Here is a 20,937-nt window from a genome sequence, read left to right on the forward strand (position 1 = left end):
GGGAGGGCGGCGCTGGGGGGAGGGCGGCGGACGGGAGCGGCTGAGCGGCGGATCGGAGCGGCTCAGCGGCCGCCGGCGACGTCGAGGAGGGTGCCGGTGCAGTAGGAGGACTCGCTGGAGGCGAGCCACAGGATCGCGTGCGCGACCTCCTCGGGGGTGCCGGCGCGGCCGAGCGGCAGGCTCGCCTGGAGCCGCTCGACGCGCCCTGGATCGCCGCCGCTCGCGTGGATGTCGGTGGCGATGATCCCGGGCCGCACGGCGTTGACCCGGATGCCCTCCGCGGCGACCTCCCTGGCGAGGCCGATCGTGAGCGTGTCGACGGCGGCCTTCGAGGCTGCGTAATCGATGTACTCGCCCGGGGAGCCGAGCTGCGACGCCCGCGACGAGACGTTCACGATGGCGCCGCCCGCGCCGCCGCGGCGCGTGGACATGCGCCGGACCGCCTCGCGCGCGCACAGGAAGCTGCCGACGACGTTGGTGGCGAGGATGCGCTGCACGCGCGCCGCGGTCATGTCCTCGAGGCGCGCCTGCCGGTCGAGCACGCCGGCATTGTTCACGAGCGCCGTGACCGGGCCGAGGGCGCCGTCGACCGTCTGGAACAGGCGCACGACGTCGTCCTCGGCGCTCACGTCGGCGGCGATCGCGAGGGCGGCGCCGCCGCGGGCGCGGATCTCGTCGACGACCCTGGCGGCGGCGCCCACGTCGCGCAGGTAGCTCACGGCGACCGCGTAGCCGCGCCGCGCGGCGAGCAGCGCGGTGGCGGCGCCGATCCCGCGGCTGCCGCCCGTGACGATCATGATCCCGGCCATGGCGGGAGGTTAGCGCGGGTCGGCGGCGAGGACGGCGCGTCGCCGGGGGTCGCCGGCGAGAGCGGCGCGCCGCCGGGGTCGCCGGCGCGCTAGACTCGCGCCGGGCCGCCGTGCTCCTCGCGCGCGCCGCGCCCGCTGTCTTGATGGCCTCGACCCGCCTTTACGCCGCCGCTGTCCTCGCCGTCCTCTCGTCCGCGTGCGCCGGCCCGGGCGCGACGGCGCGGCCGGCGGCTCCGCCGGCGACGGCGCCGCCGGTCGGCTCGGCCGCTCCGCAGGCGCCCTCGGTCGCTCCGCCGGCGGGAGCGGCCGCCCCTTCGCGGCCCGCGCCTCGGGCTGGCGCGTCCGGGGCGCGGCCTCGCGCGGTCGCGGCTCCGAGCGCGGAGCCCGCCTGGGTGCCGCCGATCGTGCACACGCTGGCCGTGTTCACGGTGACCCGCAGCGTGGAGGCGGTGGTGTGGCCCGATCCGTTCGCCGACTTCCGCCTGGAGCGCTGGGGGTACCACTACGGCGAGGCGTTCACGAAGCCGCCGCTCTTCGACGCCGATCAGCCCGCGTTTCGGTGGGATCACGACCCGTGGCCGATCAACGTGATCGGCCACGCCCTGCTCGGGAGCGAGATCTACTTCAGGGCGCGGAGCTGCCGGTTCGGCGTGCCGGCCGCGGTCGCGTTCGCCATCGCCGGCACCCACCTCTGGGAGTACGGCTACGAGGCCAACGGCGTCCGCCCCTCGGCGCTCGATCTCGTCTACACGCCGCTCGCCGGGGCGCTCCTCGGGGAGCTCCGCCATGCGACCTGGCGCGCGGCGGCGGGGATCGAGAGCGCGCCGGCGCGCGTGCTCGTGCGCGCGCTCGTGGATCCGTTCGGCGAGATCGAGCGGGGGGTCGGGGTGTTCGACTGCTAGATCCGTGCGCCAGGAATCTCGCCAGGAACGCCGGTCGATGACGAGCGGTCGCGATCCGTTACTTTCGGCGGGATTTCGGGGGGGCGTGACGACGGATCGCACCCCCTAGATGGAATGAGGCAGCCCACGGCGCGCCTGGACCCATGATGCCGACCGTACCGACCCAAGCCTCTGCTCGACGCGTTCGCGCGGCGGGGCCTGCGAAGACAGCCCGCCGCACCGTGGAGGTCGGCCCATCGGCAGCCGAGGGTGCTGGAGTGCTCGGAGGCGTCAAGGGTTCGCGAGCGGAGCTCGCCGGCTCCGCCGCCCTTGACTCCCCCTGCGCGCTCCAGCCGGACAAAGCTGCGGGCGATGGGCGGACGGAGGCCTCCGGCGGGGGCTCCAGGCTCCGGAGAGGAGCGAGCAAGAAAGAGCCGCTCGGAGCAGCGAGCAATGTGGCTGACCTCTCGCCTGCAGGGTTGCCTGCGGGCACCCCCACGCGTTCGAGGACGCAGAAGACGGGGGCCCAGGAGAGGTCAGCCATGCGAAGTGTAGCGCTGGATCTGGGGGTCCATGAGATCTCATTCTGCGAGGTGGCGGGCGGGGCCGTGGTGCTACGGCGCACGGTTCGCTCGCTGGATTCGCTGCAGGATCTCCTCGGCCCGTCGTCCTCGCCGGCCCGGGTGGCGATCGAGGCCTGCCGCGAGGCCTGGGCGGTGCACGACAAGCTGCGCGACTGGGGTCACGACGTGCTGGTCGTCGACACCACGCGAGCTCGTCAGCTCGGCATCGGCCAGCACGGCCGCAAGAATGACCGCCTTGATGCCGAGGCGTTAGCGCGCGCCGTCGAGCGCGGGGGCATTCCACTCGCACACGTGCTGTCGCCTCACCGGCGGGCCATTCGCCACCAGCTGGCCGTCCGGCGCGCGTTGGTTGAGACGCGGGCCCAGTACGTCACTACCGTGCGCGGCATCCTGCGCGCTTGCGGACACAAGCTCGCGAGGTGCACCACCGAGGGATTCCTCACGGTGCTGAGCGCGGCAGCCTTGCCGGCCGAGACTCGCCAGCTCGTTGGACCTCTGGTGACAGCGCTGGAGATGCTCACCCCTCAGATCGCGCTGGCCGATGCCGCGCTCGAGCAGCTGTGCACCCACGAGCCGGTGATCGTGCGGCTGACCACGGCTCCCGGCGTGGGGCTGGTCGTCGCTGCCGCGTTCGTCTCGGTGGTGGACGAAGCCAAGCGCTTTCACCACGCCCACCAGCTCGCCTCCTATCTCGGCCTGGTCCCCCTGGAGGACACCTCCGGGGGGCGCGGCAAGCAGCGGCTGGGCTCGATCACCAAGCAAGGCAACGGCTATCTGCGCGCGCTGCTGACGCAGGCCGCGCACACGATCCTGCGGCACAAGAGCGGCGACGACCCGCTGCGCCGATGGGCAAAGGCCATCGATGAGCGCCGGGGTCGCCACGTCGCGGTCGTGGCGCTGGCGCGGCGGTTGTCGGGGGTGCTGTGGGCCATGTGGCGCGACGGCATGGTCTACGATGCGCAGAGCGCAGCGGTCGCTTCGGCCAAGGGCCTGCGGCTGCAAGCACAGTCGATCGAGCAGCAGGCGCAAAGCATGAAGGAGGCCGCGGCCAAGGCGCGCCGCCGGCAGCGCTCGATCGACAAGGGACTCGGCGTCGCTCGGGCAACGGCTCGGTCGAGGCCGGTCTCGACCTCAAGGAGGGCCTCGATGCACTGACTTTCCCCCTACGGGAACGTGCGCCACGAGCGCGTCACGCTGGGAGCGTGAAAGAGGGCCACGTGGATGAGCGCGGAAGCCTTCCGGGTGACCGGCCTGTGGGTCGAACATGCCGTCCCCTAGAATGCGCCTCCACGGTCCCGTTTCGGACCCCAGTGTGCATCCAGGCCACCAGGGCGACCGCCGGCCTGTGAATGCGGATCGTCGATCGAGCCACAGCTCGCTCCTGCGGACGCGACGAGGCGCTCAAGCACAAGCGGAACGACGCCCGACCAGGGCGAAGGGAGATGTCCATGCCGAAACGACCTGCACTGACGACGCCGAGCGCCGCCGCTGCCGAGCCGAAGCCGGCCAGCCGCGCAAAGAGAGCGCTCAAGCCCTTGACCTCAGGGCTGCCTCATCGTCGGGTGGCATGGACCCAACCCGGGCCCAACCGCCGAGCCCTGGGCCCGGGGAACTCGCGACGGTCGATCCATCGCCTCGAGCCGCCGTGGTTGCGTCGCTCGCCGGCACCCTGAGCCGTGCCGTCGCCCTCGGCGATGAGGAGGCAGCCCGGGTCGTTCACGAGGCGCTCGGTCGGCTGCTCGGGCTGCCGGTGGCACCGGAGGGCTGAGCAAGCTTGGGCCGAACGTCGAGCCCGCCGCTCGCGTCGACTCGCTGCCGGAGCCTTGCCGCTCGCCAGTGCCCGCAGGCTCTACCGGGATCGCCCGCACGCGGTGGTTGCGTGCCGAAGCGCCCCGGACCCGGCGTGTTGTCGAAATTCGCGGCGAAAACGCGCCCTCACCGCGTGGCGTGCGGCGTGCGGTGTCGGCGCCGTGTGGCCAGCGCGGCTCGCACCACGGGCGCCGTCTACGAGCGCCGTCGCCCCGAGGAGACGACGCTCTACGAGATCGTGCGCGCCAACATGGAGTCGCTGTACGGGGCCATCGACGACGGCGCCATCGCCGTCCGGATACCCAAGCACGCGAAGAAGGAGCTCGAAGCCTACCTCGACTGCGGGCTGCTCTGCTGCGGGTTCGCGCGGCTCCGGTGCGAGCGCTGCGAAGAGAGTCGGCTGGTGGTCTTCAGCTGTAAAGGACGCGGTTTCTGCCCGTCGTGTCTGGGCCGACGCATGTGTGCCACGGCGGCGAACCTGATCGAGGACGTCCTGCCCGAGGTGGCGCACCGTCCGTGGGTGTTGACGTTTCCGTTTCCGTGGCGGCGCAGGCTGGCGGGTGAGCGCGCCCCCGCCGCGCCGTGGCGTCACGCGCTCGTGACAGCTGTAACCCCTGTAACCCCGCGCTGTCGCGGGCGCGCGACACCCGGCCGAGGTGCCGCCCCGCGCGGCCCGCCCGCGCCCTCGCCCGGAAGCCCCGTTGCGCCGCCCGAGCGGGGCGCAGGGTCAGCCGGCGAGCGCCGCATGCGCGCGCGCCGGAGCTCCGGCACCGCGCTTGCGATGGGCGCTCGTCGACCCCGAGCGGCACGCCAGCCGACTCACCCACTCCAAAGACGACAAGGAGAAGCATGACGACCATGAACCTCGCCCACGTCCTCGCCTGCATGAGCTCTCTCTCCCTGGTGGCCTGCGTGGCCGGCGAACCGCAAGAGTCGCCCGAAGGGGCGCAGGGCCCGGACCTCGCCGACGCCGGCGCGCGAGACCCCCTCGGCGTCGATTCGAGGCTGTGGGCCTCTCGGCGGGCGCCACGCCCTGCGGCGACGACGCGCACGTCGCCTCGATCGCCGACGGGGTGGGCCGCTACCTGGCGTTCTGCGTGAACGCCTCGGGCCGCACGTCGGTCTTGCAGATCACCCCGGGTGGCGTCGCCCCCGTCGGGGCGCCCTCCGCCTGTGCGCTCGACACCTTCCTGGTCGCCTCGCCGGAGGGGGGCGCCTGGTACCGCTACACCGGCGCTTACATCGAATACTTCCCGGTGCCCTGAATCGAAGCCCCCGCGAGGGCGTCGCGCCGCACCGGCGCATGCCATCGAATGCCGCCCCGCGCGCCCTGGGTTCACGCCCCCTCGCGCGCGGGTAATGCTCAAATTTGAACATGAAGGTCGGAAGGCGGGAAGAGAAGATCAATGAACATTTCGCATTCATCTGAATTCTCTCTGGGCCAATGTGAGCACTACCCGCTCGCAGCGGGACGGGGCGGCATTCTGCCAGGCAAGCTCGAGCGGTTCGCCCAGGTGGCCGGGCACGAGGCGGCCTCGCCGTCCTCGTGCCCGCCTTCCTCGTCCGAGGTCTACTCCAGGGCGTTGGCGAACGCGTTCTTCAGCTCGGAAGCGATGTCCCCCGACGACATCTCGCCGGAGTTGACGATGCCCACGGCGTGGTAGCCCGACGGCAGGCGGATGACCGCGGCGCGGGCGTGGGTCGTCCTGAAGCCGCTCGGGACGCTCCCGCTGCGGTTCACCGGGTGCGAGCCGCCATGGTAGGGGCTCGCCTTCCAGCCGTAGAGGTCCTCGAGCTTCGCGCTCGCGATCTCGCTGGACCAGACGAGCCGATTGTTCCGCGCGGCCGAGGAGCCCGTGGGCGAATAGAGCGCGTCGTAGGTCGAGGGGCTGATGAATCCGCTGCTGTGCCCGAGGTACTGGAAGATCGAGGCGAACGCCTTCGACGAGTAGTACCAGCCGCCCTGCGCCTTGCAGTGCCCGGCGAGGACCTTCGAGTTGTAGATGACGCCGCCGTACGGATCGGTCTTCGTGGTGTACGCCCCCGCGATCGTCCACCCGTTGAGTAGGGTGCCGAGGGCGTCCGGATCCGGGTCGCAGGTGGCCGCGAGGTCGGGGTCGACAGGGTCGAAGATGTAGTAGCGGACGAACGTCTCGTACCACCAACCCATGGCCTGGATGATGTCGTTTCCCGTCGCGCTCCACCCGTTGTTCGCGACGGCGTCGTTGATCGCCGGCAGGTTGGCCGGGTTCCCGACGATCGGGACCAGGTACGTGAGCAGCTTGCTGTTGATGTTGTGGTAGCTCCGGACGCCGTAGTCGCTGTCCTCCACGGGGACCAGGAGCTGAACGAAGGGGTTCGCCGGATCCCCTCCTCGGATGCCGGATTTGTGCTGGAGGAGATCGCGGAACGTGATCTTCCGGTTCTCGACCGGGAGCGCGTTCTTCACCACGGCGGGCAGGTAGTGGCGGATCTCGTTGTCGAGGAAGCTGAGCACCTGCGGGGTGCTCTTCCCTTGCTCCTCCAGCACCTTCACGAGCAAGAGCCCGCCGACCATCTTGGTCGCGCTGCCCACGTTCGCGAGGACATTCCAGGTCATCGCATCGGAGTGGGTCGCCGCTCCTCCGGATACGCCGTAGCGGAACCCGGTCGTGCGGACGAGCGTCGTGGAATATCCCTTCGTGCTTCCGAAGCGGCTCCGGATCTGATCCTCGTATTCATCGACGTTCAGCTGTGCGCCTCGAGCCGGCGCGCTGAGCCCCGCCGTCGCGGCGACGAGCGACACGGCTCCGAGCACCTGGAAGAAAGCGCGGGGCTTCGAGCGGTGTAACGATGCGAACATGGGCTTCTCCTTGCGTGACATGGGGGTTGGACCCGCCGAGCCTGGCCCGGGAGGTCGAATGAGACATCGTCGCGAGGCGCGGAGCGGAGCGCCGAGAGGTCATGCGGTCGCAAAGCGCGTCGCGGTCACGGACAGGTGCTCGACGCGCGCCTTGGGCTGAGCGCAATGCACGCCGTGTGCCAGCGTGAGATGGCCGCTATGCCGCGTGTACGGAGTGTCAAGCTCTCCGCTGCCCAGGCCGACGATCCGCGTCCAGCTTTGGGCGCCTGCCCCGGAGTGCACCGAGCCTCTGGGGAAGGCAATGCCGACCGCGCCGTGGGTCAGGGACAGGCTCTCAGGGGCGAACGAGCGCCATCCGAATCGCACGCTCAACCGGAGAGGCGTCGTCGCGCCACGGGTCGAGCGCTTCCCTCGGCAGCAAGGGAGGTTGCGCGAGGAATCTAGGCCGGTCGCCACGCAGGAGGGGCTGTGCCGCGTGAACGAGGAACGGGTGACACAGGTACACCGTGCCAGCCGGTCCAGTCGCGACGGCCTCGGGGCGGTGCGACGACTCGGCGAAGTCGGTGCTGGCGAGCTCGCCGAGGGTCAGCCCCTCCGCTCCGTGAGGTTCGAGCCTTCGGACGATGTCGAAGTGCGAACCAACGCGAAGACGCGTCGGTGCATCTTGGTCACCGACGTCGGAGAAGAGGAAGAGCATGAGGAGCGCACGCCCCTTCGACGCCACGTTGGCCCGCCACTTGAGGAAGTCCGGCTCGCCCTCCGTTCCGAAGCTCACATCGATGTGCCAGCCGCAGTCGCCCGGATCGTCTGGCGAGGGGAAGCGGATCGGGAATGTGCCGAGGCTGCCGCGAGGCATCCAGCGTCCAGGCCCCACGAGCGCGTCGTAGGCCGCGTGCAGCTTCGGTGTGTTGGCCGCCTCACGGAAGAGCGGGTTCGGGATCTCGCCGACACGCACGACGGGGCGCGTCCAGGTGGAGGGCGCGTCCTCCGCACACCCGGTGGCGAGCCACAAGACTCGACGACATGCGTCGGCGAGATCACGGGGGAAAGCTTCGTCGATCCGAACGAAGCCATCGCGGACGAACTGTTCGAGCTGCGCTGCGGACAGCGCGAAATCATGATGAGGCATCTGAAATCTCCTGTTGTTCCAGCTCAAGGCACACGACTGCGCACGACGCGCGCGTCGCGGACGACCCATGAGCGCCGGGATGCGGCGCTCAGCCGAGCAGGAACACGGAGAACTTCATCATCGACGGAGTAGTAGCGGACGGCTCGCAGTCCGTCAATGAAGGTCCGTCGTCTCGCCGAGGTCGCCGAGGCCCAGCTCCCGGCGGTTCGGCAGCACGGGCATCGCGCCGGGCGTCGACGACTGCGGGATGATGTAGAGGATGCCCGCGTTCTCGGCGATCGTCGGCCGTGGGCCGAGCTTCTGCGCCGCGCGTTTGCGCTCGCGAGGGGGCCCCGCGAGCCCGGGCGCGTCAGCGCATCGCGTGGCTGCGGGTCATCCGGTTCGCGAACGTCGACAGGGTGAACGTGCCGATGCCAACGATCACCTCGAGCTCTTGCGGCAGAGATCGCAGCCGTTCTCACTCGCGACCAACATCACCACGACCTCGCGATCCATCGGCGAGAGGGCGAGTGGGCGCGCTCGCGCCGTGACATGTCACGGATCCAGCGTGAGATGTCACGGCGGGCGGAACGGTCGGTGCTCGCGCGCAGGACGGATCCCGGAGGGTAACCCCTGCGCCCCGAGGGCAGCGTTCCTCGATGTACAGACTCGCCAGGATCTGGCAACAAGGAAAGGCTCTAAACAAATGCCGCTCGGCTCGTTCGCCTGGCTTCTTCCTGGTACGCTCTCCTCGTGTTTCCCGCGCCTGTCCCGATTGACGTCTTCAGCTCGTACGCGGCGGCGAACGAGAGGCAGAAGGACGTGCTCAGAAAACATCTGTCGGCCCTGAAGCGCGAAGGGAAAATCCGCACCTGGCATACCGGGCGCATCGGGGTCGGCAGCGATCGGGACGCCGAGCTCGCGGTCCGCCTCGACGCCGCTCACCTCATCGTCCTTCTCATCAGCGTCGATTACCTCGCCGGCGACGCGCAGTGGCGAGAGATGGAACGGGCGCTCGGGCGCCACAACGCCGGGCGGGCGCGGCTCATCCCCATCCTCCTCGACGCGTGCGACTGGGAGGGCACGCCGTTCTCCGCTCTGGCGCCGCTGCCCGCGAACCGCGTCCCCGTGATGTCGTGGAAGCGCGAGAGCGAGGCGTGGACCGCCGTGACGCTCGCCATCCGGGCCGCCGTCGCAGACTTCACGCACAGGACCACTGCGCCCACGCTGATGGACACGACCACGCCGACGCGGCCGGCGCACACGGCACGCACGGAGAGGACACTCGACACGTCCCCCGCCGCTACCACCTTGCCCACGGCCGGGGCCGGCAGGGCCCCGCCCCCACGACACCGAGGCAGAGCCAGGGCCTCGACGGCAGCTCGCGCGTTGATGGCCATCCTCGTGCTGGCGCCGTTCGCGGCGGTCGCGCTCTTCATCGATCGATTCACCACGACAGGTCAGACGGCAGGCGCGGCGGCGGACGCGGGGCCGGCTGACGCGGGACCGACGGCGCGGCCGCGGACCCCGCCGCCGAGGACCGTGACCGTCGGCGAGCCGGAGCCGAGGCCGCCGCGCGGACCCTAACAACGGTGTGACGACCCTTCCCAGCGCGAGCGCGCGCGCCGCAGGCGTGACCTGCGAGATGTCACGCTCACTCCGCAGCGCCAGCGGGCGCCGGCGAACTGGGCAGGGGGCGGGGGCGCGGAAGGCGCCGCGGCGAAAACGCGCCCTCACCGCGTGGCGTGCGGCGTGCGGTGTCGGCGCCGTGTGGCCAGCGCGGCTCGCACCACGGGTGGTCCTCCCCCTCGCCTTGCTCCTGCTCGCGCGCCGCGGCACTGATCCACGACACCCCGCGGTCACGGGCGCCGCGCTCGGCGCGGCGGTGGGGGCTCTCGCCTGGGGGCTCACCGATCTGTGGTGCCCGGTCACGGGGCCTCGTCACCTCCTGCTCGGCCACCTCCTGCCGGTGCTCGTGGTCACTGCGGTGGGCGCCGTCGTGGGATGGTGGCTGATGCCGCCGCCGAGCCGCCCGCCACGGGCATGATCGCGAGCCCGGAGGCGCAGCGTAGCCGCCCTCGCGCCCGCCGCTTCCTCCCGGGACGCTCACCTTTCGGCTCGGGCACCACGGGCGGCGGGCCACCATCATCGCGCCGCCAGGTCGGGTGACTCCGTCGTGGCGGCGCGTCGCGAGGCACGTCCAGGGCGACTCGCAGGATCGGCGCCTCCTCGGCCAGCTCGTCGCTTTTCTTGAAACGCACGCCGTCGGCGATCCGTAAGCAGGGATGTGAACCGGGGGGCCGTGCCTCGCCGAGAGGCGGCGCGGCGATAGCTCCACGCTTCGATGAAGGCCGGCGACGCCTCGCAGCGCGCCATGGCCCCGCAGGTCACGTCAACCACGAGGAGGCCACATGACCAAGCGTACGTTTATGAATCTCTCGCACGTTGCTTCGATCTCCCTCAGCGCTTCTGTGCTCGCCGGCTGCGTCGCCGGCGCAGACGTGACGGACGAAGACACGGCCACTGACGGCGAGGCCGGCGAGGCCGGCGAGGCCGGGGAGATCGGCGAGTCGCGCGAAGCCCTCACCGCCCCGCAGGGCCGGATCGCGGAGTTCTTCCGCTCCGAGAGTCAAGTCGCCGGCGGCGTCACTGCCAGCGGCGTCGCCATTCCGGCGACGTCGTACGGGCGCGGCGCTGGGGTGCCGCTGAATACGTGCGATCCAGGCTTCGAGCTGCAGGGCTCGTTGTGCTACCCCAAGTGCAACAGCGGCTATGTGGGCGTCGGCCCCGTCTGCTGGCAGGTCTGCCCTGCCGGTTATTCCGACGACGGCGCGACCTGCCGTCGCGACGCGCGGTTCACCAGCGCCAACAATTCGTCGTGCCCCTGGTACGATAGGTGTGGTGTCACCCTCGCGAAGGGGTGCTCCGTGTGCCCGCCCGGCTACACCAACGACGGTTGCACCTGCCGGATCGACGCGCACATCTTCGGGAAGAGCTCCTATGGGCGGGGCGTGGGCGTCACGCCCCATTGCCGCGCTGACCAAGACCAGAACGGCGCTCTCTGCTATCCGAAGTGCGAGACGGGCTACAAGGGAGTGGGGCCGGTGTGCTGGCTGCAGAACCTCGACGTCAACAGCTGCCAGGCGCTCTATGACGCCACGCTGGCAGGCGCCGCCTTGTCGAGCGGGACGACGATGACCTACGGCTTCGGCGTGGGGATCGAGGCCGGCGCGACGCTGGGAGCCGAGACCGGCGTCGTCTATGGTCGTGACGGAGAGTTCGGCTGCTATCTCACGACCTGCGCCGGCGTGGCGACCAACGTCAGCATCGGCGCGTGGGGCGGCTTCTCCCTCTTGGACGTGCCGTTCAGCGGTGTCCAGGGGCCGTCGCTCGTCGTCAGCGCGGCGGCCGGGGAGATCGTGGGCTTTCAGACCTCGGAAATCCTCACCACCAGCGGGCAGTTCGTGGGCACCGCGAACAACATCTCGCTGAGCGCGGGCGTGCTCCCGATCGAGGTCGGCTTCTCCTCGTGCAACACCTCGGTGCAGCAGCTCTGAAGGGCAGCGCGCGCCTCGTTCTACGGATGCGACAATAGGACTTCCGCAGCCTGATGGGGAGCAATCCCGACGAGGCGCGCAGGGCGCTCGGGCCGCTCCTCGACGGGCCCCCCTGCGCTTTACCCCGATCGAGGCGCCCGAGGGCAAACGCTACCGGATCGAGGGGGAGGTCGGGCATCGAGGCGATGCTCGCCGTCGAGGGTAGTGCCAGGTGCACTACCGATGGCGTCCCCAGCGGGTCCCTCCTCATCCTGCCCCTGGAAGAGATCTCGATCCTGGCCGCGTAGAGCCCGCCTCAGAGGCCCGGGATCGGCGAGCGCGGCAGCCGGTCGAGCCCAGGCAGGAGGCAGGTGCCATCGTTGATCGGCGCCATCATCGCGACGGTGACAGCCATGCCTGGCTCGAACACGAACAAGACGATATTCGGGCTCCCGTCAAGCCTCGCAGATACACCCGAGACGGACAAATTGTCACCGGGATGAATCTGATCCATGACGAACCGGGCGGCGTCGTGGGAAGGGTACTCGAAACGCGCCTTCCACTTCTGCTGCCCCTCGTTGTCCTTCCGCAGAAGTCCCGAGAACTGAACGGGATCCATCACGTGGCACCTCCAGGCGCCACGGAAGCACACCCCGCCTCGACGTCGACCACGAGGTAGAAGTGCTCGACCTCCCCCTTGCTGGCATCGCCCACGAGGACGGCTGAGCATAACCACGAGGATCCGGAATTGGGGCTGTCCGCTTGCCGATCCCCTCGTGTATACCGAGACGAAGCTGACCGCGGACACCCCATCGGGGATCGCGTACGCCGCCTGATTGGTCCACGCTCCAGCCGCTGGAAGGGTGGCCGACGCCAGATGGACGACCCTAGCGATCCGGGCGGGCTTCGGGGGTGCGGTCGGCTGCTGAACCGTGACTCGAAGGGACCGGTCAGCCGCGACGGCGGGCATCACCTGCTGCTTGCCATGGCTGTCGGCCAGAGGGGCCGAGCCCACAGGATAGTACACGAACGACATAGGCCAAGGACCTCAATGAACCGCGGGGGCGGCGTTCTCTGAAGGAAGTGGAGTCGGCTCGGCGTCGGTCTGGGACGCCGAATCGTGAAGCTTGTCGAGCTTGTCGAGGATCGATGCAGTCAGAGCAGAAGCGTCAGGACCCTTTTGGGTTGCGGGCTGCTCGACCTTGTCCAGTGCGTCGATGTCAGCGACCAGAGAGCGCGCTTCCTTGAGCGCCTGGAGACGAACGAACTCAGGTCCCCCGTTGACGATTTCGACCGTCCGATCGAGCAGGCCTTCGAGGCGTTCCTTCGCTGACTTCCCGGCGAGATCGATCTGCTTGCTGGTGAGGGGTGCACGCCTCTCTCGAAGGATCGGCGTTTCGTCTTCCTCGCCCTCGTATCGCGAGATAGGGGTGACCCGAGCTTTCGGCATGCAGACCCGTTTGTGGTGGTCCACGCCCTTGAAATTGAGTTCCCCGGTCGCGGTGAGCAGGCCGTACTTCTTCGCCGTTCGGCGAAGAGAACTCCCCCGGAGGATCCATTCCTCGATGAGGCGTCTCGCAGGGTGCGTGCAAACGACACAAGCCATCTAATGTCAGGAAGCCTGGAGAGACGGGATTCCCCGTCTCCGTGCCGTACATCTTTGGACGCACCTTCGAGGACAGGATGGAGCGTCTGATCGAGGATGAGATCGAGAAGGCCGTGGAGGCGAAGAAGAAGGGGGCGCCCGGCTGACCCCCTCGTCGACGGGGCGTTGTTCGCGTTGTAGATGATCGTGGCAACCCGAGGGAATTCGGTGAAGTTCACCGGTGAAATCCGCACCCGATGCCGGTGAAGAGCACGCTGGATGCCGGTGAAGTTCACCGGTGAAGTCCGCGCCCGATGCCGGTGAAGTTCACCGGTGAAGAGGCCGCTCAGTGCTTCTTGCTGCGCCGCTGCTTGGTGCGGGTGGCGCTCAGCTCCTTGGCTTCCTTGAGCCGGTAGCTCTCGGCCTCGATCTCGATCACCTCGGCGCGGTGGACGAGCCGGTCGACGAGCGTGACGACGCACGCGGCGTGCGGGAAGACCTGGCCCCAGTCTGCGAATGCCTTGTTCGTGCTGAGCAGCAGCGGCTTCTGCGCGTCGTAGCGACGGGTGACGACCTCGAAGAGCAGGTCGGCGTAGCGGCTGTCGTAGGAGAGGTAGCCGACTTCGTCGATGCAGAGAAGCGCGGGGATCGTGTAGCGGCGGAGCCTTCGCGCAAGCGCGGCCGAGGACTCTTGCGCGGCGAGGTCGGAGAGCATGTCGCTCGCGGTCGAGAAGCGGACCGTGTGGCCACGGACGACGGCCTGGTGGGCGAGGTTCTTGAGGATCATGGTCTTGCCGACGCCGTTGGGACCGACGAGCACGGCGTTGTGGCCGGTGGTGAGGAAGCCGAGGCCGAAGAGGTCGTCGACGGCCTCGCGGTCGATCTTCTTGGGCCAGGACCAGTCGAAGTCGGCCATGGGCTTGAAGGCGGCGACGCGAGAGTTCTTCAGGCGGCGTTCGAGGCTGCGCTTGTGGCGCTCGCGCTCCTCGATGGCGAGCACCTCGCGAAGCCAGGGCTTGTCGGCGAGCTGCTCCCAGCAGGCGAGCAGGCCAAAGAGGCCGAGGCTCTTGAGGCGGTCTTTGGTCTCGGTGGGCGTCAGGTCGGTCATGGCGTCGGGTCCTTCTTCAGCGCGTCATAGGTGGCGAGGGAATGCGGCGTGACGACGAGGGCGGCGTGCTGGCCGCGGGTGACGGGGATCGAGACAGGGGGCGGCAGGTGGCGCTCGGAGCGGCGGCGGTCGACCACCTGGCGGACGGCGCCGATGTGGACGGTGTCGCGCTCGAGCACCTCGACCAGGGCCTCTTCGAGCTCGGCGGCGCCGACGGCATCGAGCAGTCGCAGAAGCCGGGCGATCGCGCTGCCGATGTTGTCACCGCGCTCGGCGACGATGCGGAGGAAGGCCTGGCTGCTGCGGGCCGCGCGGGCGAGACGATCGAGGCCGCGGTGCTCGCGGGCGCGGCGCTTCTCGTCGACGAGGCGTTGGAGGTGCTCGGGCTGCTCGATCTGCTGGCCGCGGTCCCACGAGCGGACGTGGGTCGCGATGATCTCATTGCCGTCGGCGATGCGCACATGGTCGAGGTCGGCGAGGACCACGAGCGTGCGGCGCGTCCGGTCGTGGGGGACCGAGTAGTCGTTGAGGTCGAAGCGCGCGTAGGGGGTCTTTCCGACCTCGACCTCGACGCGCTCGTGGGCCGGAAACGGCGTGTCGGGGTGTCGCAAGAGCACGCTGCGCTCGTCGTCGAAGGCCTGACGCACGGTGCGGGCGCGGTCCTCGACCCAGGAGCGATCGAGCGCCGCGGAGCTGGTCCACTCGGTCGCTTGTCGGTTGAGATCGTCGAGGCCGGCGTAGGTCCGGGCCTCGAAGAATGCCTCGCGGATGTAGCGGATGGCGCGCTCGACGCGGCCCTTCTCGTTGCCGCGGGCGACGGCGACGGGGCGCGGCTCGAAGCGGTAATGCGCCGACAGATCCAGCAGCGTGGGGTGGAACCGGATCGCGTCGCCGTGGCGCTCGACGACGGCGCTCTTGAGGTTGTCGTAGAGCAGCACGCGCGGGACGCCGCCGAAGTCGGCAAACGCCTCGACGTGCCCGCGCACGAAGAAGGGCATCGCCGCGCCCGGGAAGAAGCGCAGGAAGATCCTGCGCGAGTAACTGAGCACCATGACAAAGGCCCAGAGCGGGCGCTGCGCCCGGCCGACAGCCAGCTTGCCGAAGTGCGCCCAGTCGACCTGCGCTTGCTCGCCGGGCAGCGTGCGGAGCCGCTGGAACGCCTCGGCCGGCTTCTTGGGGCGGAGACGGCCGATCACCCGGCGGAGGTGATCGGGCCCCCCCGGATAGCCGCGCTCCTTGAGCATGACGAAGAGGCGACTGGAGCGCAGCGAGGGATACTTGCCGAGCTGCTCGACGATAAAGGGCACGAAGGGGTCGACCATGGACGGGCGCGGCGCGACGACCTTCGGGTCGACGCCCGCTTGCCCGAGCACGCGCTGCACGGTGGTGTGGTGCAGCCCGAGCTGGCCGGCGATGGTGCCCACGGGCCACTTCTCGCCATGGTAGAGGCGCAGGATCTCCGCCTCCTTCTCTTTGGCGATCACCACCGCCTCCTGTCAGCGCGGAGGTCCTCGCGGCACGCGGGGAGGTCCTCGCGGCACGCGGGGAGCGCGTCGGTGAAGCGCTGGCCGAGCGCGCCGCTCGCGCAGGGCCCAGGGCGGAAGCCGCGCTCCGCAGAGCGAGCAGCGGCCGACATCTCGGATTCGATCGTCATCGTCGTCCTTTCGGCCGGAGAACTTCTCCGGCGCGAGTTGGGACGTCGATGCGGCCACGGCTTGCGTCACCCCGTGATGCGTCACTTTCTGCGCGGAGAACTTGTCCCGCTGTCGGTCGCGGTAGCGGGCCTGGCGAGCGGCATGCAGGCGGCGAGCGCGAGGCCGGGTCCGGTAGGCGGCGCCGGCGCGCCGGAGCGACTCACGGCGTCGAAGCGGGCGGCAGTCGAGGCACAGGCGCTGGCCGCGATCGCAGCGACGGCAGAGGCGAAGCTGGACGCGGCAGCGGCTGCACAGGGCGAGGCGGTAGGCGGACGACGACAACGGGCTCCATGCCGCCGTTTTCTGGACCTGGAGCCCGGCTTGTGATGAAGGTGGGGGACTCCGGTAGGCGGAGCTCCAGAAGGCCCGAGGGTGGCAGCCCTCGGGCCTTCGATTTTTCGGCGGGCCTGACGTCTACGCCGCGAAGGCGAGCGCGGCCCAGATCGGCGCGGGGGCCGGCGGTGAACGGTGAACGCCGGCGATCACGGGCCGCGGTCTTCACCGATCGGACGCGGGACGCGACGCTCACCGACAGTTCGCGTCATCGCGCTATGTGCAATGGGCCGTGCTCATGGCTCCCGCAACGTGGTCGAGAGGCTTGGCGATGCCGCCGGGCGCGCGTTGCGCATGAAGTGGACGTGCGCAGTCAGGGGCGGGCCGACGTCGATGCCGACCATGTCCTGCGCGACGACGTGTCCGAAGCGGATGCCCGCGTCAAAACCGGCCCTCCTGGGAAAACGATGCCATATCAATAGCTTATCTATGCATCGAAGGGGCCGCCTTCACTCCACGCCTGCGGGGCGCCCCGTTCTCGTACCACGGCGTGAGCGTCATCGAGCACCCCGCCGGCGCCATCACCGGCTTCCGCGCCTACTTCGATCCACGCTCCCTCGGGCTCCAGCTCGAGCACGCGGCCTGACGCCGCTGAGCCCGGTGGGCGGTGTGCGGCATGATGCCTCCTTCAGCGGGAGCATGCGGCATAACGCCTCTCGCGGGCTCGCTCGGCCGGCGGCGCTCAGCTCCCGCGGTACGTCGGGTGACCCCACGGGCTGAGCAGCAGCGGCACGCGGTGATGCTGTGCGCGACGAGAACGTCATCGAGCAGGTCACGCTCACATACGACTTCTACGAGCTCGTAGAGTAGCGCACGATCACTGACCGCCGGTCCGGAGCCGTCGCTGGAGCAACTCCTGCACTGCAGGAGTGGGCGCGGCCCTGATCGCTACATCCCGATAGCGCTGCGCCGCGCCGTCGTTTCCGCAGCGCCGATGCAGGTCGGCCAGCACCGCAGCCCACAAGTAGGAGCCGGCCAGCCAAGTTGGTGGTTCAAGGCCGTCGAGAACGGCGAACCCGGCAGCAGGTCCCTGCCACTCCGCCACCGCCACCGCGCGGTTCAGCGTGTGTATCGCGGAGGGGCCGAGCCGCTCCAGCAGCGCATAGCACTCCACGACTCTGTCCCACCGAGTCTCGGCAAGCGATGGCGCGAGACAGTGTTCTGCGGCGATGCCGGCCTCCGCGTGGTACCTAGAAAAGACATCGCCGTGCGCAGATTTGGCCAGCCACGAAAGCCCAACCTGAATTTCCCGCTGGTCCCAAAGACCTCGGTCCTGCTCTTCCAGGAGCAGCAATCCGCCGGAGCCGTCCTGTCGAGCGGTCATCCTGGCCGCGTGCAAATGCATCAGCGCCAACAGGGCAAACGTTTCTGGAGCCCTGCCCAGCGGGTGTTCCGCCAGGATGGCTGCCAGCCGCATCGCCTCGTCGCAAAGCTCTCGGCGGATCGCCGTTTCGGCGTGGGAAGAGAGGTAGCCCTCCGTGAACAGGAGGTAGAGGATCGCGTGCACGGCGGGAAGTCGCGACGAGTATTGCTCTCCCGTGAGCTCATCGCGGCGTGGCGGAAGTTCTCGCAAGCGGCTGCGGGCCTATCCACGGCGGCCAGGGCGCTAGCGTCGCCTTGCTGCGCGGACGGCTCCACCTTGCGCGCGGCGGGCGCACCGATCTGGGTGGTGGCGCTCGCGCCGCCCTCTCGGGCAGACGCGGTGACCTCCTGCGCGGCTGGCGCGGAGCCGGGCGCGCGAGCCACCGCGGGCAACAGCCATGGTTCCAAGCTGTGCGACAGCCCGGAGAGCAGCGCGCCCGTCAGGATGACGAGCGCGCCCTGTGCCAAGATCCTGAAGACCAGGCGCCGCAGCGTGGCCAGCCACGACTCGCGACGGTAGAGGCCGAGCGCCACGGGGACGCACGCCTCTGCGTCGCGTCCCCGTGCAGCCTGCCCGGCCGTATAGCGGCGCTTCTCCTCGGTGAGCTGCTCGAGCGCCCGCCGGTGCTGCGTCTTCACCGCCTCCGTCGTGAGGCCGAGCTCGCCGGCGATCTCGGCGAGCGGGATCTCCTCAAGGTCATGCTTGACCAGGAGGTGTCGGTACTTCGGGTCGACCCGGTTGATCAGGCGGCGCGTGAGCGCGTGCCGCTGGCTCCCGCGTACCAGCTCCTCTGGATTCGGGCACTCGGCTCGGAGCTCGCTCTCGTCGAACGACGTCAGGACCTCTCCGCGACGGCGCGCGGTCCGCACATGGTCGCGCGCCTGGTTGATGGCGATCGTGACGCGGTACGCCGCCGCGTCTCCGCCCGGCGCAATCCGCTGGTCCGCTTCCAACCCGCGCAGGAGCGCGTCTTGCGCCACGTCCTCGGCGTGGCGTGCCGGAACGCCGAGACGCCTCGCGAGGCGCCGGAAGAGCTCGAAGCTGCTGGCGATGCTCGACGGGTTGCCCACGCGGGTAGCACGTCTGAGCGACCCCCTCGGGGTCAGCAAAATGCACGGCCGCGATCACTTTGGTCGGATGATGTGGCACAAAGCACCACATCTCACCCGGGTCGGCTGGAAGATCGCCGACACATGGGACGGATGAGTCGATTCCGCCATGCTCCTGTGGATTCTCTCCTAAAGCGCTGCTTCCAGTATTTTTCTCCCGGTTGACGTCGCGTGCTCGGCGTAAGTACCGTCGTTGCATGGTGCGTCGTGACGAGATCAATCTTTATCCCCGTCCGCGGGGCGAGAGAGCGATCTCAAGCTGCACATCTCTAGCGGGTGCGAGTCCCGTCCGGGTAAGCGCCGGAGCGCCCGGTAGCAGGCCCCAGGTTTGCGGGGGAGACCCCGCGGCCCGAGCGGGGCGTCGAATGCCTTTACGGAGGGAGCAAGAACGCGGGCCGCAACATCAAGTGAAGCCTGCCGCCTCGACAGACAAACAACGAGGGAGCCGAGCCGCGCATGCAACGGCGAAGGCCACATCCGTCGCGCCGCAGTCCGGAGCAGAACGCGCGTCGGGTCCCTCCGGGGTAGAGGGCGCAGCACGCGTTCAAGGAGAGGTGCGGAACACGGGAGACCCGTCTGCGTTGCTGTCGTCACGGCAAGGTGGCTCGTATAAGCCGAAGGTGAAATCGAGCGCTGCGCAGCGGGAGTCCGAGGGGGCCGTAGTACCGTTGATGGCCGCGACGAACAACGCGGTCGGAGGGAGAGGCCCCTGCGGTGGTCGCGTCGGTCGAGGAGGTAAGCGCGAGGGCATGGCCGGCAGGACCGGCTCCAACCACCCCCGTGGGCGCGAGCCCATGGACAAAGTGCGACAACTCCAACGCCGGCTGTGGGTCGCGGCCAAGCGGCATCCGGGGCGCCGGTTCCACGCGTTGTACGACCGCATCGCGAGGGGTGACGTCCTCGCGGAAGCGTGGAAGCGGGTGAAGCGGAACCGAGGTGCGGCGGGTGTCGATGCTCAGACGCTCGCTGATATCGAGCAGCACGGCGTGGAGCGCTTCCTCGAAGAGCTCGGCGTCACGCTGCGAGCAGGTACGTACCGGCCGACAGCGGTGTTGCGCCGGTACATCCCGAAGGCCGATGGGAAGAGGCGGCCGCTAGGCATTCCGACGATCCGGGACCGGGTGGTGCAGATGGCGGCGAAGCTGGTGCTGGAGCCGATCTTCGAGGCGGACTTCCGCCCGAGCTCGTACGGCTTCCGGCCTCGCCGCAGCGCGACGCAGGCGCTGGAGACCCTCCGCAAGCTGGGAGCTCGCAGAGGTAACCACGTCCTGGACGCGGACATCCGCGACTACTTCGGGAGCATCGACCACGACAAGCTGATGAAGCTGGTCGAGCGACGCGTCTCGGATCGGCGGGTGCTCAAGCTGCTGCGGCAGTGGCTCCGGTGCGGGGTGATGGAAGAAGGGCGGGAGATAGCGACGCTCTCGGGGACACCGCAGGGCGGCGTGATCTCTCCACTGCTCTCGAACATCTTCCTGCACGTGCTCGATGTGGCGTGGGAGCGCCATGGTGCCCATCTGGGCACGATGGTGCGCTACGCGGACGACTTCGTGGTCATGTGCACCACGAGGTCGGCGTGCGAGCAGGCCGAGAGGCGCGTACGCGAGGTGCTCGCGCGGCTCGGGCTGGAGCTACACCCGGATAAGACGAGGCGGGTGGATCTCTCCTTGGGCAAGGAGGGCTTCGACTTCCTCGGCTGCCACCTGCGCAAGCGCATGAGCGGGCCGATCTGGGAGCAGTCACGCCGGCGCGTGTACTTCCTCCAGCGCTGGCCCTCTCAGCGCAGCATGAAGCGGGTGCGGCAGCGCGTGAAGGAGCTGACCGGTCGAGCCAGGAACGGGGTGAAGGACGTGCGGGTGCTGATCCGCGCTCTGAACCCGGTGCTGCGCGGCTGGGGCAACTACTTCCGCACCGGGAACGCGAAGAGCAAGTTCAACCAGATCGACCGCTACGTGTGGCGGCGGCTCCGCGACTTCCTCAGGAAGCGCAAGGGGCGCAACCTGCGCGCGGGTGAGGTCGAGGGTTGGACATGCGACTTCTTCGTCGAAGGTCACGGGCTCCACCGCCTGCGCGGGACCGTTCAGTACCCGGAGGCTGCATAATGCAGCGACCCGAGAGGCCACCGGTAAGCCGTGTGCGGGAAATCCGCACGCACGGTTTGAAAGGGGGTCTTGCC

17 protein-coding genes and 2 pseudogenes are annotated in these 20,937 nt (G+C 69.5%); 9 read left to right on the forward strand and 10 right to left on the reverse strand.

The genetic code is table 11. The features are described 5' to 3' along the window. Nucleotides 1–62 precede the first annotated feature (62 nt). The gene (locus NQZ70_RS08355) at nt 63–809 is read right to left on the reverse strand and encodes an SDR family oxidoreductase (RefSeq protein WP_129573741.1); all 747 of its coding nucleotides are present in this window, start codon (nt 807–809) and stop codon (nt 63–65) included. Between the two features lie 392 nt (nt 810–1,201). Here NQZ70_RS08355 and NQZ70_RS08360 point away from each other — a divergent pair, with 392 nt between their 5' ends. From NQZ70_RS08360 to NQZ70_RS08370, 4 genes are all read left to right on the forward strand, one after another. Continuing rightward, complete coding sequence (locus NQZ70_RS08360) at nt 1,202–1,711, forward strand: DUF3943 domain-containing protein (RefSeq protein ID WP_237245148.1); 510 nt, start codon at nt 1,202–1,204, stop codon at nt 1,709–1,711. A 521-nt stretch (nt 1,712–2,232) separates the two neighbouring features. Further along, nucleotides 2,233–3,429 carry an IS110 family transposase gene (locus NQZ70_RS08365; RefSeq protein ID WP_129572584.1) on the forward strand — a complete coding sequence of 399 codons (1,197 nt, stop codon included), beginning with the start codon at nt 2,233–2,235 and terminating at the stop codon, nt 3,427–3,429. Nucleotides 3,430–4,333: 904 nt separating this feature from the next. After that, nucleotides 4,334–4,936 carry a transposase zinc-binding domain-containing protein gene (locus NQZ70_RS53290; protein ID WP_408022426.1) on the forward strand — a complete coding sequence of 201 codons (603 nt, stop codon included), beginning with the start codon at nt 4,334–4,336 and terminating at the stop codon, nt 4,934–4,936. A gap of 154 nt (nt 4,937–5,090) precedes the next feature. After that, on the forward strand, nt 5,091–5,348 hold the full coding sequence (locus tag NQZ70_RS08370) for a hypothetical protein (RefSeq protein WP_129573745.1): 258 nt from the start codon (nt 5,091–5,093) through the stop codon (nt 5,346–5,348). Nucleotides 5,349–5,653: 305 nt separating this feature from the next. On the opposite strand, the gene NQZ70_RS08375 is transcribed toward NQZ70_RS08370, so the two are convergent. Next, entirely contained in the window at nt 5,654–6,925 is a 1,272-nt protein-coding gene (locus NQZ70_RS08375) for a serine hydrolase domain-containing protein (protein ID WP_165373844.1), read from the reverse strand. Nucleotides 6,926–7,259: 334 nt separating this feature from the next. Then, nucleotides 7,260–8,054 carry a phytanoyl-CoA dioxygenase gene (locus NQZ70_RS08380; protein ID WP_129581224.1) on the reverse strand — a complete coding sequence of 265 codons (795 nt, stop codon included), beginning with the start codon at nt 8,052–8,054 and terminating at the stop codon, nt 7,260–7,262. A 732-nt stretch (nt 8,055–8,786) separates the two neighbouring features. On the opposite strand from NQZ70_RS08380, the gene NQZ70_RS08385 reads away from it, so the two are divergent. From NQZ70_RS08385 to NQZ70_RS08395, 3 genes are all read left to right on the forward strand, one after another. Further along, nucleotides 8,787–9,620 carry a toll/interleukin-1 receptor domain-containing protein gene (locus tag NQZ70_RS08385; protein WP_165373845.1) on the forward strand — a complete coding sequence of 278 codons (834 nt, stop codon included), beginning with the start codon at nt 8,787–8,789 and terminating at the stop codon, nt 9,618–9,620. A gap of 208 nt (nt 9,621–9,828) precedes the next feature. Further along, entirely contained in the window at nt 9,829–10,080 is a 252-nt protein-coding gene (locus tag NQZ70_RS08390; protein WP_165373846.1) for an NrsF family protein, read from the forward strand. A gap of 364 nt (nt 10,081–10,444) precedes the next feature. Beyond that, nucleotides 10,445–11,590 carry a hypothetical protein gene (locus tag NQZ70_RS08395; protein WP_129573749.1) on the forward strand — a complete coding sequence of 382 codons (1,146 nt, stop codon included), beginning with the start codon at nt 10,445–10,447 and terminating at the stop codon, nt 11,588–11,590. Between the two features lie 295 nt (nt 11,591–11,885). Here NQZ70_RS08395 and NQZ70_RS08400 read toward each other — a convergent pair whose 3' ends face one another. From NQZ70_RS08400 to istA, 4 genes are all read right to left on the reverse strand, one after another. Then, entirely contained in the window at nt 11,886–12,188 is a 303-nt protein-coding gene (locus tag NQZ70_RS08400) for a hypothetical protein (RefSeq protein WP_129573750.1), read from the reverse strand. A 429-nt stretch (nt 12,189–12,617) separates the two neighbouring features. Further along, entirely contained in the window at nt 12,618–13,175 is a 558-nt protein-coding gene (locus tag NQZ70_RS08405; protein WP_129573751.1) for a hypothetical protein, read from the reverse strand. A 325-nt stretch (nt 13,176–13,500) separates the two neighbouring features. Next, entirely contained in the window at nt 13,501–14,262 is a 762-nt protein-coding gene (locus NQZ70_RS08410; protein WP_129573752.1) for an ATP-binding protein, read from the reverse strand. Next, entirely contained in the window at nt 14,259–15,746 is a 1,488-nt protein-coding gene (istA, locus tag NQZ70_RS08415) for an IS21 family transposase (protein ID WP_129573753.1), read from the reverse strand. Before istA ends, NQZ70_RS08410 begins: the two co-directional genes overlap by 4 nt. Nucleotides 15,747–15,818: 72 nt before the next feature. Here istA and NQZ70_RS08420 point away from each other — a divergent pair, with 72 nt between their 5' ends. After that, a complete protein-coding gene (locus NQZ70_RS08420) occupies nt 15,819–16,283 on the forward strand; it encodes a hypothetical protein (RefSeq protein ID WP_129573754.1) in 465 nt (154 codons plus the stop codon). 688 nt (nt 16,284–16,971) lie between these two features. Here NQZ70_RS08420 and NQZ70_RS53295 read toward each other — a convergent pair. From NQZ70_RS53295 to NQZ70_RS53120, 3 genes and pseudogenes are all read right to left on the reverse strand, one after another. Continuing rightward, nucleotides 16,972–17,037 (reverse strand): annotated as a pseudogene (locus NQZ70_RS53295) (hydroxyisourate hydrolase); the annotation flags it as partial. 69 nt (nt 17,038–17,106) lie between these two features. Next, nucleotides 17,107–17,796 (reverse strand): RNA polymerase sigma factor, encoded by a 690-nt coding sequence (locus NQZ70_RS08425; protein ID WP_129573756.1) that lies wholly within the window; start codon nt 17,794–17,796, stop codon nt 17,107–17,109. Between the two features lie 512 nt (nt 17,797–18,308). Continuing rightward, nucleotides 18,309–18,722: pseudogene (locus tag NQZ70_RS53120) on the reverse strand (RNA polymerase sigma factor); the annotation flags it as partial. Nucleotides 18,723–19,555: 833 nt separating this feature from the next. Here NQZ70_RS53120 and ltrA point away from each other — a divergent pair. Next, nucleotides 19,556–20,863: a group II intron reverse transcriptase/maturase gene (gene ltrA / locus NQZ70_RS08435; protein ID WP_207217527.1), complete on the forward strand. Its 1,308-nt coding sequence runs from the start codon at nt 19,556–19,558 to the stop codon at nt 20,861–20,863. Nucleotides 20,864–20,937 lie beyond the last annotated feature (74 nt).

This window comes from Sorangium sp. So ce836 (genome assembly GCF_028553905.1).
In the GTDB taxonomy this organism is placed as follows: domain Bacteria; phylum Myxococcota_A; class Polyangia; order Polyangiales; family Polyangiaceae; genus Sorangium; species Sorangium cellulosum_D.

Coding starts and splice junctions, on each gene's coding strand:
- NQZ70_RS08355 (WP_129573741.1), bottom strand. CDS start 809: ATGGCCGGGATCATGATCGTCACGGGCGGCAGCCGCGGGATCGGCGCC.
- NQZ70_RS08365 (WP_129572584.1), top strand. CDS start 2,233: ATGCGAAGTGTAGCGCTGGATCTGGGGGTCCATGAGATCTCATTCTGC.
- NQZ70_RS53290 (WP_408022426.1), top strand. CDS start 4,334: ATGGAGTCGCTGTACGGGGCCATCGACGACGGCGCCATCGCCGTCCGG.
- NQZ70_RS08375 (WP_165373844.1), bottom strand. CDS start 6,925: ATGTTCGCATCGTTACACCGCTCGAAGCCCCGCGCTTTCTTCCAGGTG.
- NQZ70_RS08380 (WP_129581224.1), bottom strand. CDS start 8,054: ATGCCTCATCATGATTTCGCGCTGTCCGCAGCGCAGCTCGAACAGTTC.
- NQZ70_RS08395 (WP_129573749.1), top strand. CDS start 10,445: ATGACCAAGCGTACGTTTATGAATCTCTCGCACGTTGCTTCGATCTCC.
- NQZ70_RS08400 (WP_129573750.1), bottom strand. CDS start 12,188: ATGGATCCCGTTCAGTTCTCGGGACTTCTGCGGAAGGACAACGAGGGG.
- NQZ70_RS08405 (WP_129573751.1), bottom strand. CDS start 13,175: ATGGCTTGTGTCGTTTGCACGCACCCTGCGAGACGCCTCATCGAGGAA.
- NQZ70_RS08410 (WP_129573752.1), bottom strand. CDS start 14,262: ATGACCGACCTGACGCCCACCGAGACCAAAGACCGCCTCAAGAGCCTC.
- ltrA (WP_207217527.1), top strand. CDS start 19,556: ATGGACAAAGTGCGACAACTCCAACGCCGGCTGTGGGTCGCGGCCAAG.